The 13,319-nt window shown below is 31.7% G+C and carries 9 protein-coding genes and 1 pseudogene; 9 read left to right on the top strand and 1 reads right to left on the bottom strand.

Translation table 11 applies throughout. The features are described 5' to 3' along the window. Positions 1-284: 284 nt before the first annotated feature. The 4 genes and pseudogenes from ACREVU_RS08335 to ACREVU_RS08320 all read left to right on the top strand — a co-directional run. A pseudogene (locus ACREVU_RS08335) lies at positions 285-551 on the top strand (ketopantoate reductase family protein); the annotation flags it as partial. 17 nt (positions 552-568) lie between these two features. Continuing rightward, complete coding sequence (locus ACREVU_RS08330) at positions 569-1,795, top strand: Zn-dependent hydrolase (protein WP_431551143.1); 1,227 nt, start codon at positions 569-571, stop codon at positions 1,793-1,795. Between the two features lie 334 nt (positions 1,796-2,129). Next, positions 2,130-3,044 carry a homoserine kinase gene (thrB, locus tag ACREVU_RS08325; RefSeq protein WP_431551142.1) on the top strand — a complete coding sequence of 305 codons (915 nt, stop codon included), beginning with the start codon at positions 2,130-2,132 and terminating at the stop codon, positions 3,042-3,044. Between the two features lies 1 nt (position 3,045). Further along, positions 3,046-4,149 (top strand): tetratricopeptide repeat protein, encoded by a 1,104-nt coding sequence (locus tag ACREVU_RS08320; RefSeq protein WP_431551141.1) that lies wholly within the window; start codon positions 3,046-3,048, stop codon positions 4,147-4,149. Positions 4,150-4,206: 57 nt separating this feature from the next. Here the strand turns inward: ACREVU_RS08320 and ACREVU_RS08315 are convergent, their stop codons facing one another. Further along, positions 4,207-5,457 (bottom strand): MFS transporter, encoded by a 1,251-nt coding sequence (locus ACREVU_RS08315; protein ID WP_431551140.1) that lies wholly within the window; start codon positions 5,455-5,457, stop codon positions 4,207-4,209. Between the two features lie 248 nt (positions 5,458-5,705). Here ACREVU_RS08315 and ACREVU_RS08310 point away from each other — a divergent pair, with 248 nt between their 5' ends. The 5 genes from ACREVU_RS08310 to ACREVU_RS08290 all read left to right on the top strand — a co-directional run bounded on the left by ACREVU_RS08310 (position 5,706) and on the right by ACREVU_RS08290 (position 13,154). Next, positions 5,706-6,947, top strand: coding sequence for a tetratricopeptide repeat protein (locus tag ACREVU_RS08310; protein WP_431551139.1), 1,242 nt, complete (start codon positions 5,706-5,708; stop codon positions 6,945-6,947). Positions 6,948-7,107: 160 nt separating this feature from the next. Beyond that, positions 7,108-9,822: a UPF0182 family protein gene (locus tag ACREVU_RS08305; protein ID WP_431551138.1), complete on the top strand. Its 2,715-nt coding sequence runs from the start codon at positions 7,108-7,110 to the stop codon at positions 9,820-9,822. A gap of 302 nt (positions 9,823-10,124) precedes the next feature. Beyond that, a complete protein-coding gene (locus tag ACREVU_RS08300; RefSeq protein WP_431551137.1) occupies positions 10,125-10,817 on the top strand; it encodes an N-acetylmannosamine-6-phosphate 2-epimerase in 693 nt (230 codons plus the stop codon). Positions 10,818-10,844: 27 nt separating this feature from the next. Then, positions 10,845-12,347 carry an NAD(P)H-hydrate dehydratase gene (locus ACREVU_RS08295; RefSeq protein ID WP_431551136.1) on the top strand — a complete coding sequence of 501 codons (1,503 nt, stop codon included), beginning with the start codon at positions 10,845-10,847 and terminating at the stop codon, positions 12,345-12,347. 270 nt (positions 12,348-12,617) lie between these two features. Then, positions 12,618-13,154, top strand: coding sequence for a hypothetical protein (locus ACREVU_RS08290; RefSeq protein ID WP_431551135.1), 537 nt, complete (start codon positions 12,618-12,620; stop codon positions 13,152-13,154). Positions 13,155-13,319: the final 165 nt, after the last annotated feature.

Raw genomic sequence — 13,319 nt, 5'->3', positions numbered from 1 at the left:
ATTTTATCGATAACTCTAACTTCGTTATCGGTTTCTATATAATCTTCAAAACATTCTACACTTGCTTGCAGTCTATCTGTTCCCAAAATATAGTTCATAATTTATCCTTCTCCTTTGGTATAATATAAATTAATTATACCAAAATTGACAGATTATTAATAGTTTTTTATAGGTTTTCGCACAGCCCCCCGGGGTTTATGGTTTATAATATTGAAAGGGTGGGAGCAAGTATGGAAATAAAAACAGTATCAATTATAGGTCTCGGCTTTGTCTGAAATGGCAGCATCAGTTTAACGGTGGCAGATTTAAATTATTGGCTGGAGGTATTAAGCAAATTAAATCAAGAAGGAAAACCATCAATGCGCCAGGATATGGAAGCGAGGCGCTATAGTGAAGTGGAGTTATTTGCAGGAGAAATATTGAAACTAGGTAAAAAATATGGTATTCCTACACCTGTAAATAGAAAGCTATATGATAGTATTAAATTAATAGAAGGTCAATATAATGTGGTCAACGGATTGCTTGATAGTGAAATTCTTAGAGGAAATTAAAAATGGAGGCTTGTAATATGTTAACTTGCAATAAAGATAGAGTAAAAAATAAAATTGAAACATTCTCAATGTTTGGTAATGCCGAACATGGAGGTATCACAAGATTTTCTTTGTCTGAAGAAGATCTCAAGGCAAGAGCAGAATTTGTAAAAAGAATGAGAGCAATTGGTGCTGAAATCGTAACCGATGATATGGCGAACATATATGCAACTTTTGCAGGAACGGAAACTGACCTTCCTAAAATAGTAATGGCATCGCATTGTGATTCTGTTAGAAATGGTGGTAACTACGATGGTATACTTGGAGTTATTACAGCAATGGAAGTAGTCGAAACAATTGTTTCACAAAATATTTCTCATAATCATCCAATTACAGCTATGATTTGGACCAATGAAGAAGGTTCACTTTATCCACCTGCAATGATGTCTTCGGGTGTTGTCTGCGGTAAGTTTAATAAAGCTGAGATGCTTAATTCAAAGAGCTCAGAAGGCAAGACCTTTGGCGAAGCTTTGAAGAATAGCGGATATGTAGGGGATGCTCTCAACAGATTAAATCCTAAAGATTACATGGCAATGCTGGAGCTCCATATAGAACAGGGGCCTGTACTTGAAGCTGAAAAGAAGCAAATTGGTATTGTAGAGGGCGTTGTAGGAATGGTAAATTACAGAATCAGGACTTATGGACAGGCTGATCATGCGGGAACTACACCAATGCCTTACAGAAGAGATGCTCTTTTGGCTGCAGCTTCTGCTATTAAGTATTTACATACAGAGTTAGATAAGCTTGATAGCAATCTTGTTTACACAACAGGCGAAATTCTTTGCCATCCATGTGTACATACTGTTATTCCTGACTTGGTTGACTTCTCATTAGATGCAAGACATCAGAATCCGGAAGTAATTAGACAAGTTGTTGAAATAATCAAGAATATGCCTAAGGAATTCGATAAATGTGAAGTGAAGTATCAAGAAGCATGGGCTCGTAATACAATCGAATTCAATAAGGAATTAGTTGACTTGGTTCAGAAGAGTTCTGACTCATTTGGTTATACAAGCAAAAGAATGTACAGCGGTGCAGGACATGATGCACAGTTTGCTGCGGACATAGTTCCTACTACTATGATCTTCGTCCCAAGTAAGGATGGACACAGCCATTGCGAACCTGAATTCACATCTGTTGAAGATTGCTTGCGAGGTATAAACGTAGTTTTGCAAACAGTTTTGGAGATTGATAAGAAATTATAGGGTTGAAATAATAACATTACATATAATGCGTTAGCTTATAACATTATGAAAAAAATTGGAGGGGGAAACATGAAAAAATCTATATTAAATCAATTTCGACTAACTGTACAGGAAAAGGGGCTTGGATGCTTTCTCGCATAGTTGAGAAAGTATCAGGGGTTACTTTACGGGATTGATATAATTCCTTATCTTGATTAGTAAATCAGTTTTAAATCCTAGGAACTTGAATTTTTAGTCAAAACGGTATAATATATTTTAAAACAAATAAATTTTGTCATATTAAAAGGTCGTTACATGAATTGCCTTAGTATAACAAGAAAAGGTGGGAATGGTTATGTTTGAAATTAAAGTACCTGCTACAAGTGCAAATATGGGACCAGGACTGGATACGCTTGGGGTTGCTTTCAAACTCTATAATAGATTTATAGTTGAAGAGATTGAAACTGGATTTGAGATTTTTGGTTGTGATGAAAAATTTAGAAATAGTGATAACTTGGTTTATAGCTTAATGCTAAAAACTTTTAAAAAGCTTGGAAAAGCTCCAAAAGGTGTTAGGCTAACATTTAAAACTGATTTGCCAGTTAAGGGTGGCCTTGGAAGTAGTGCTACATGTATATTAGCAGGGATTATAGCTGCTAATAAGCTATGTGGAGATATTTTAACAAGACAAGAGGTTTTAAATTTTGCTTGCGTGATTGAAGGTCATCCAGATAATGTTACTCCTGCAATGGTTGGGGGCATGACTGCTTCAATTATGAATGAGGGAGTTACTCATTATAATAAAATTCCAATTAGTGGAGGAATAAAATTTTGTGCATTAATTCCGAAGTTACAATTATCAACGGAGGCTTCCAGGGCGGTGCTTCCAGAGACAATACCCTTTAAAGATGGGGTTTATAATGTAGGTATGGTTTCAATGCTTATTGCAGCTCTTGTTAATGGTGATTATAAAGGAATAAAACTAGCTTGTAATGATAAGTTACACCAGCCATATAGGACAAGTTTAATTGAAAATTATTCAGATATTACGAGTTTTGTTCAAGATAGTGAAGCTCTAGGAGTATATCTTAGTGGCGCTGGACCAACAATTATGGTAATCCTTAAAAAAGAAGATAACAACACTCAGGAAAAGTTGAAAAAATTCTTGAAACACCTTTCAGGAAATTGGGAAACACTGAATTTAGAAATTGATGAAGAGGGTGTACAAATTAGGGAGCTGACCTCTGGGCATATTTGGAAGGAGAAATAATATGAGAATCATATTTTGTAATGCTACATGGTTAAAAAATTATATTGGAGTAAGTGATGAAGATAAACTAGGCAAAACGGGTGGAAGATACATAGGGGAAAATAATGAGGCTCATGAAGCATATAATTTTCAAGATTATAACGGTAAATGTTATGGATATGTATCAAATAGGGGCGGTTCTCTGCATTTAGAGAGATTTGAAAAGGCAACAGTAAACGATGATAGTGTAGATAATGTACTTGTGATTTGGGTTGCCAAACAAGGAAAAATCGGGAAAAATGTTATTGTTGGTTGGTACAAAAATGCAACTCTATATAGATACTCACAAGAAGCTTACCCATATGGTGGGATAGGCAGAGATTTATATTTTAGTATAGAAGCAGAGAGTAAAGATTGTTTTTTACTACCCGAATCAGAAAGAAAATTTGAAATTCCTAGAGCTGCAGTTGCTGGAAAGGATATGGGCATGGGGCAGTCAAACATATGGTATGCGGAATCTGGATATGCTAAAACAATATTCATTCCGAAAGTCTTAGAATTTATGGAATCATATAATAAAGGGTTTATAAATACAGTTTATTCTGAAGAATTGATTAAAAAGACTTTAAATATGAAAGATAAGGATTATCAATCGCTTATAGAAAAAGGAGAGAGTTTAATTAAGAAGGAAGATTTTTATAATGCACTTCTCTATTACAATACTGCAAGGGAAATTGATGATACTGCGGATGCTTTATTTGGAGTAGGTGAGTCACTAATAGGTCTTAATATGTTTAGTAGAGCCATAATAGCTTTAGAAGATACTATAATTATAGAAGGGGATAAATATGATTCATTATATTATTTGCTAAGTCTCTACATGAATAATGATGAATTTAAAAAGGCAGTTAGCATTTGTGATAGAATGCTTTATATAGCAGATAAAAGCGACGTAGAATCAATTTGTACTATTTACTATTATAAAGTTTATGCATATAATGCGTTAGATGATGACGAGCAGGCAATAGAATGTTTAGACTTTATAATAAAAGCCACTACAGATGAAGATTTTAGAAATGATGCCATTGGCATGAAATCAGAATTGACTGTTCAGGAAAATAATTAAAAGAAAAAACATGTCCTAGACAAGAGTTGTGTAAAATATCTCTTGTCTAGGACATGATTATGCTGTTTTATGTTGTGCTTCTTTAATTTCTACCTTATCTGCTACATATAATCTATACATCATTAAAGACGCAATTAAAGCTAAAATAGCCACTAGAAGCCATAAGTTTCTGATATTAGTGTACTTTACATAAAAACCAGCCATCATGGGTCCAATCATAAATCCTAGCTTTCTTATTATAGGAAATACCGAATTAAACCTTCCTCTATGGGTAATGGGGGTCTGACTGGCAATATATACACTTGTATTAGTTGCTACAAGTATTTCTCCCACAGTCCATGTAGCTGCTGATATAATAAACAAATAATATGCATCTATAAAAAACATCATTCCAAATCCCATCGCATACAATAATCCTCCAATAGCTATGCATAAAGATGCTTTAATATTTTTAGTCGCAGAAGTAATAAATATTGTTAGCACACTGCATATTACTGCATTTACGGTCATAAGACTTCCAAATATAGTAGGACCGTTATTTTTAAAAATATCGCCAACTTGTATTGAAAGTCCAAAGGTGAACTGTGAAAATACTATAAAATATATAACTATGATAAAAGAGAACATTAACAATGTAGGTCTTTTTAAAAGAGCACGTGCTAAGTTACCGTCTTCTGCACTTTCATTAGTCTTAACTTTTGACTTTTCTATTTCTTCTTTAGTTGGCATACTCTCAGGTATAAATATTAATATAAGTGCTATAGACAGGAAAGTTGTAATAGCATCACCTAAAAAGAACCACATCAAATAATTTTCATAAAGAAATCCAGCTAAAAGTGGACCTACTGAAAATCCAATATTCATTGCCATGTAATTCAGAGAGAATGCTGCATTTCGCTGGTCTCCCTGCGTTAAATCAGTAGTTATTGTACTGTAAACTGGATGTGAAAATCCTCCAACAAAACTTGATACCATTAATATGCTTGTAATAATAATTGGATTATTTATAAATGCACAAATTCCGTATCCTATTCCTGCTGCAATTCCAAACACTACAAGTACCTTTTTTCTTCCTATGGTATCTATAAGCTTGCCCTCTAGCATAGTACCTATCATGCCAAGACCTGCATTTACTGCAACTATAACTCCAACCAGGCTAATGCTAATTCCAATTCTATAGGTCAAAAACATTGTTAAAAATGGTCCCACGAAATTCCCCATATTGTTAATTATAGAAGCTAAGAATAGTACATATATGCTCATTGGTAACCCTTTATATGGTTTAAGACAATTAGTTATCTTTTTCATTTTTACCCCTACCAATCCTGTTAAATTATTTTCTTGAAATTCATAAAATATCCTTTTTTTCAAATTGTTATTTATTATAAGTTTAATGAAGTTTCATTAAAATATCAAATCATTTATATTGAAAAAATCTTACTAATATCTTCTTTTAATGTTATAATATTATATATAATTCACAATAAATAGTGAAATCTGCATATAATGTTCAGTTAAAGCCAAATCTATACCTATAAAAACGAGGGAGCTTAATTATGACAGATACAATAGAGATATTTGGTAAAAAAATGGAGTATGATTTTTTATCAGGTTGGATTAAATATAATAGATTGAATAATGAAATCAGCCAAAGTGCTCTAGCTTATGGTATATGTTCTATAAGCCACTTAAGTTATTTTGAAAATGGTAAGAAAAAATTAAGAGGCGAAATAATTGAAGCTCTTTTAAAAAAGTTAAATATAAATCAAATTGAAGAGTTTGGTAATATCGGTCATATACGACAACAATTTTATAATATGATGTTCCAAATAGAAAGCTTGAATTATGAAGAAGCAAAAATAATATATAATGAGCTTCTAAATGTAGAAGATTTAATAAGTACATCCCCTTATAATATTGAGTATAAAATATATCTACTTATGTATAATAACTTCGTAGAGCATGTAAGTTATAATGATTTAAAGCAGGATATAGCAGCTTTAGACAAGATTTATTCCTCTTTAAGCCATGAACTTCAATATTTATATCTATTTGTATCTGGAAAAATTTTATATAAATACGATAATCATAATAAAGGCATAGAAAGATTAACTAATGCCTATAAACTAAAAGAAACCCCTTGGATTAATTATAATTTGGGATTTTCCTATTGTTTTAACAATGAGCCTTTAAAAGGAGTATACTATTTAGAAAAAGCACTAGATGGCTATGAAAGCAGCGGGAGGTATATTAATGCATTATGGTGTCATAACTATTTGGGAATATGTTACACAGAATTAAAGATATATGAAAAATCAGAAGAACATTTTAAAGCAGCATTAACAGGCGCTGATTATTTTAATATCAATAAAATTTTCGGGCATTTATATGTTAATTTGTCTTACTTATATTTTTGTAGAGAAATGTATGAGGAAAGCATAGTCTGGACTAAAAAGGCTTTAGAAACGGAAAGTGACCCCCTTTTATCGGCCTCTAATTATGTAGAGGCATGTATTAAGTTAAAGAGAATTGAAGAATGTAAAGAGATATTTAATAAGTATTTAACAAGAGAATATGAAGGCTCAATTTACTATAATTTACTATACTTTTTTTATTTGAGTATTTTTAATTTTGAGGAAAGTGTGTTTTATGAAGAAGTTACAAAAAGAATATTACCTTATTATGAAAGTATAAATTACTTTAATCTTTGTAAACCTATAAAGCTAAAATTAATAGAGTACCTAGAAAAAAAAAGAAAATACAAAGAGGCTAATAAAATCTATAAGGAGCTTGTATGATAAATGTGAATATTAGTGCGCTTTATGGGTATTACTTTGAAAACAACCAAAAGGTATTTATTTTTACTTTAATAGAAGGAAAAATAAGTTTTATGTGGAATTTATTAAAATAGTGGATAAATGTCATTAATATCAATCAAAATAAATAAGAGGTGCGTTTATGAAAAAAAAGTTAGTTATATCTATTGTATTTATAATTATTATTGTACTTTTACTTTTTACAGGTAACATAGTTCAATTTATTATTAATATTGAATGGTTTAATCAAATGGGTTACCTTTCAGTATATTTCACAAAAATAATTACTGTGTCTAAGTTTATGATACCTGTTTTTATAATTAGTTATCTTGGTATATGGGTATACTATAAGAGTATTAGAAAGAGTATCATGCACTTGAAAATAGTAGTTGAGGTAAATGCTAAGAGAAGAGCTATTGAGAATAAAATATTTATAGCTTGTAATTTAATTTTTTCCTTTCTATTTTCTTTTTCTTTTGCATCAGCATATTGGTCGAGGCTTCTTCAATTTATTAATGCAGTTAGCTTTAATGAGAAAGACCCTATTTTTAATATAGATGTGTCTTTTTATATTTTTAAACTTCCGCTAATTGAATCTTTATATACAGTTATAATGACACTACTTGTATTACTAGTTATTGTTAAAATAGTAGTTTTCTTTATAATTAAATCAAAGGATCTTTCTTATGGGGGGAAAATATCAAGTTCTTTTGGAAATATAAAACAACTCGGTAAGGAGCTCATTGCATTTTCAGGAAAACAGCTTGCAATAATATCAGCGCTAATAGCACTTTTTCTTTCACTTGGATTTTTGATAAATTCATTGGATCTAGTTTATAGTCCTAGGGGAGTCGCATATGGTGCAAGTTATACGGATATTCATGTAACACTACTGTTCTATAAAGTATTAATTGTGGCAAGTATACTTTCTGCAGTAGTAATATTTATAAGTGTTTTAAAATCTAAGGTTAAGCCAATAATAATTTCAATTGGTGCTCTAGTTTTAATTAGTGTTGTAGAAGTAATCTCAGCAGCAGTAGTTCAAAGTAGCATTGTAAAACCAAATGAAAAGGAATTCGAAAAAACATATATTCAAAATAATATTAATTATACAAGGAAAGCATTTAATATAGACGATATCACCACAAAAGCTTTTGATGTAAAAAATGATTTGACAAAAGAGGATATTTCAAAAAATCAGAAGACAGTAGATAACATTAGGATAAATTCAACAGCGCAAGCACTTGAATTTTATAATCAAGTTCAAATATTAAGATATTACTATAATTTTAGTGATATAGATGTAGATAGATACAAAATAAACGGTAAATACAGTCAAGTGTTTATTTCAGCAAGAGAAATAGACTCGAAATTGTTATCACCAGATACTTGGCAAAATACTCACATGATTTATACTCATGGGTATGGTGTTGTAATGAGTAAAGTAAATGAGGTTACAACAGAAGGGCAACCTGATTTTGTAATTAAAGGTATGCCAATTTCAAACAGTACAGATATTAAGTTAACTAATCCGAGAATTTATTTTGGTGAGAAAACAAATTTGTATGCATTGGTAAATACTAATGTTAGTGAATTTGACTATCCCCAAGGTGACGTAAATAAAGTAACAAATTATGATGGAAAAGCCGGAATCAAAATGAGTTTTATTAATAAGGTTTTATTTGCAATAAATAATGGAGAATTAAATTTTCTATTATCAAGAGATATTAAGAGCACAAGCAAAATTCTTATTAATAGAAATGTAGTTGATAGGGCGAAAAAGATAGCTCCATTTTTAAATTATGATCAAGATCCGTATGTTGTTGTAAGTGAAGGCAAAATATACTATATACTCGATGCCTACACTACATCTACTCAATATCCTTATTCGCAGCCACAAAATGGAATAAATTATATTAGAAATTCCGTTAAGGTTGTCATCGATACTTATGATGGTTCTACAAATTATTATATGGCAGATTCAACTGATCCAATTGTGCAAACTTATGCAAAAATTTATCCCGATTTATTCAAGGATATGTCAAAAATTCCAGCTGACCTTAAAGCACATTTTAGATATCCATCTGATATATTTAATATTCAAAGTGCAGTAATTGGAAGATACCATGTAACTGATCCTGGAGTATTCTATAGCGGAGAGGATATTTGGGATGTTTCTAAGAACGCAAACGCAGTAGGTGGGGAGGTTAAGACAACTATTCCACCATATATTATAGAAAAATTACCAGATTCAGACAATCAAGAAATGATATTACAACAATATTTTAACATAAAGGACAAATATAACATGACCGCAATTTTAGGTGCTAGAATGGACGTAGGAAACTACGGTAAACTGTTCTTAAATAAATTTCCAGCGGAAAAATCAGTTTACAGTCCTCACCAATTTAATACCAGGGTAAGTCAAGATACTACAATTTCAGCACAACTTTCACTGTGGGATACAGGTGGATCTAAAGTACAATACGGAGACACTATAATTTTACCAATAAATAACTCGCTTCTTTATATTGAACCACTATATCTAAGAGCTAGTGGTAAAAATAGTATTCCAGAAATGAAAAAAATAATATTATCTTACGATAATAAGCTACTTATGGTTGATAATATGGAAACTGGGCTTGCACAGATATTCAATTATAAGGTACCAGATGCAGTAGTTCAAGGTTCAACAGGAGCTACTACAGAGCCGTTAAGCCAAGCTAAGATAGCACTAATTAAGCAGGCAAATGATTTATATACAAAAGCACTTGATGCTCAAAAGGCTTTAGATTGGACTAAATATGGAGAGTATATTAAGCAACTGGGCACTATATTAGAACAATTAGATAAATAACAACAAAAAACCATCTGGAACTCAGATGGTTTTTGTTGCCTTATTGAATCTGCTTATTCATATCAGAAACCACATTAAGCTTAAGAAAATCTTTTTTGCTTTAATTTATTCCAGTGAGTATTTTTAGATTAGTGTTTTTAGATTAATCCTAGGAACTTGAGTTTTTAGTCAAAGCGGTATAATATAGATTGTGGCAATGGAAAAGTGATAGGAAATATAATTAGTATGTGAATTGCAAATGTTATGCTTATATATATAAATAGAATTTCAAATACTAAAATTTGTTAGGACGGAGTGATAAAATGAAAAGTTTAATGACAGTGCTTAATAGTATAAAAGGTGGGTTAATTGTATCCTGTCAGGCACTTGAAAATGAACCATTGCATAGTTCACAAATAATGATGAGAATGGCTCAAGCAGCGCTTATGGGTGGAGCAATTGGTATTAGGGCTAATTCTCCAACAGATTGTTTTGAAATCAAACAAAATGTTAATTTGCCTATGATAGCAATCTATAAAAAAGTTTATGGCAATTGTAATGTTTTTATAACACCGACAATAGAAGAGGTTAAGGAATTGCTATTTATTAATCCGGAAATTATTGCAGTTGATGCCACAAGCAGGACTAGACCAAATGGTAAAACACTCGAAGAGTTTTTTAAGGAAATAAAACAGTTATACAAGGGACTTGTTATGGCAGATATATCTAATCTAGAAGAGGGTATAGAAGCTGAAAGAATAGGTTTTGATATAGTCTCAACCACACTTTGTGGATATACTGATTACACATTGGATAAACCAAAACCAAATATCGAATTAATAAAAAGTTTAAGAAATGTATTAAATATACCAATTATTGCAGAAGGAAACATCGACTCACCGGAAAATGCTATAAAATGTCTGGATGCGGGGGCCTGGGCTGTAGTTGTAGGTGCAGCTATTACTAGACCGCAGTTAATTACTAAAAAATTTGTTGATTCTATTAAAAACAGCTAAGAAAGGCAGTTTTGGAGGGGAATAAAAATGAAAATTGGAACAACACAGATAATGAGAAGTATTGATGGCTATTGTATAGATATTTTAGGGATTCCGGGCATTGTGCTGATGGAAAATGCAGCTCTAAAGGTAATAAAAAACATACCAGAAAATAATAAAAACGTTGTAATTGTTTGCTCTAGTGGGAATAACGGTGGAGATGGTTTTGCTGTCGCAAGGCATCTTTTGAATAGAGGAAATTATGTGGAGATATTCTCTTTTGGATCAGAGGAAAATATGAGCGCAGATACCTTGGTTAATCTTAATATTATAAGAAATATGGGTGCTAAAATAATAAAAGTAAGTAATAATGAGGATCTGGATATTTTAAGAATAAGTATAATTCACAGTGATATTACTATTGATGCAATTTTTGGAACAGGAATATCTAGAGAAGTTGAGGGCATATATTCCTTAGCAATTACAATTATGAATGAAAATAGCAAGTATATTTTATCAATTGACGTGCCATCAGGATTTGAGTGTAATAGTGGAAAAGTCATGGGGAATTGTATTAAGAGTAATAAAACAGTTACATTTGAACTTTATAAAAAGGGTTTTCTTGCGCGAGGCAGTGAGTCCCTTACTGGAGAAATTGTTGTTGAGAGTATTGGAATACCAAGAATTGTAGTAGAAAAATTTCATGAAAATGAATATATAATGGATATAGATTTTATTAAAAAAACAATTGTTAAAAGAAACAAATATTCACATAAAGGCGATTATGGAAGAACACTTATTTTGGCAGGGTCACTAGGTTTTACAGGTGCGGCGTATATTTCAACCCAGGCGGCTGTTAGAAGTGGAGCTGGACTTGTTACACTAGGCTGCGATAGCTCAATTCAAAATATACTTAGTGAAAAATTAGTTGAAGCCATGACCGCTGTAACTAATGATGAAAAAAGATTGGATTCCTTGATAACTAATAGTAATTGTATTGCAATTGGTCCAGGACTAGGGAATAACCAGGGTACTTTAAATTTACTTAGTAAGGTTTTGCTAAATTCTAAATGTCCTGTTGTAATTGATTCAGATGGTTTAAATGTGCTTGAGGGGAACCTTGAAATGCTTAAAAATAAGAGTTGCCCAATAGTTCTTACACCTCATATGGGGGAAATGGCAAGAATATCAGGGTTTTCAATAGATGAAATAAATGAAAATAGAATAGATATAGCAAAAGAATTTGCAAAAAAACATGATGTTGTTTTGTTACTTAAAGGATTTAATACAATAATTACAGATGGTAAAACCCTGCAAATTAATCCTACTGGGAGCAGCGCAATGGCATCAGGGGGAATGGGAGACTGCTTGACGGGTATTATAGCATCTTTCATTTCCCAAGGCTATGATGTCTTCACTGCATCATGTGTTGGTGCATATGTTCACGGATATTGTGGGGATAAACTTTCAAAGAAAATGTTTTGTGTAAATGCAAATCATATTATAGAGGCACTCCCTTCTATAATTAAAGAAATTCAAGATTTAGAATAACAAAATATCAATAAAAATAATATTAGCAAGCCGAAATTGTGCTGTTATTGTTATTTGGTAGCATTCACGTCCAACCACTATCAAATCTAGTTGTCGTTATTTTAATTAGAATGTTACCTGGTATCTGGTGGTTTATGTAGAAATATAGTGATTTTTTAAAAAAGTAATTTTCTACGATACCGAAGAATATACTACTAAAGAATTTAACTTACTTAAATATAAAAGGTAATAACTAGATATGTAAATAAAATTAAAGTGGGGGGATATACTGTGATGTATACTAATAAAGACATTTTGGATTCATATGATAAAAATCTATTAGATGCTCAGAATGAGTTAAAGCTATTGAAATTTCGTTCTACTATTACTACACCTAATTTTGTAGCATTAAATGGTTGGGTATTTGAGGAAACAATATGTAATTGTCTTTCAAAAGAATTGAAAAGCTCATCACCAACGATATTCGAAGAGCTTCAAATATCGGAACAGTTCAAGCTTAGCAGTTTTAAAACCGGAAGCAAAGGAGTTACTGACTTTAAGATAAGTAAGAGAGATAAGCATATTCTTTTAGAGGTAAAATCAAGTGGTCTTCATGCCACTAAGAATTTTGATACTTATAAAGGATACTATGATATTATCAAGGCACAAGTGGGTTACGAATATCTATATATAAATGGTTATGAAACATCAAGACACTATAAACAAAAGACTCAGAATATATTTGGAGTTGATAATGCCTTTTTTTTAGACTCAGATGCTGATGCTTGGGAAAAGTTTGTACAAAGAGTAAAGCATATTCTTATTTAGGTTTAAACAACTCAAAGAGAAAAACGCAGGGAACTGTGTTTTTTTATTGTGCGCCCGGCATGGGCGCAATCTAATGGGTGAAAGTCCCTAGCACGGGTTAATAGTGCCAAGTGCATAGCTTAAGACAAGGGTGTCCATCGCGAGACGGAATCTGAAGGAAGTCGG

Origin of the sequence: Clostridium sp. (assembly GCF_050717535.1) — a bacterium.
Lineage (GTDB): Bacteria > Bacillota > Clostridia > Clostridiales > Clostridiaceae > Clostridium_AD.
Note: the sequence above shows the minus strand (reverse complement) of the source record. Positions and strands in the feature narration are given on the sequence as shown.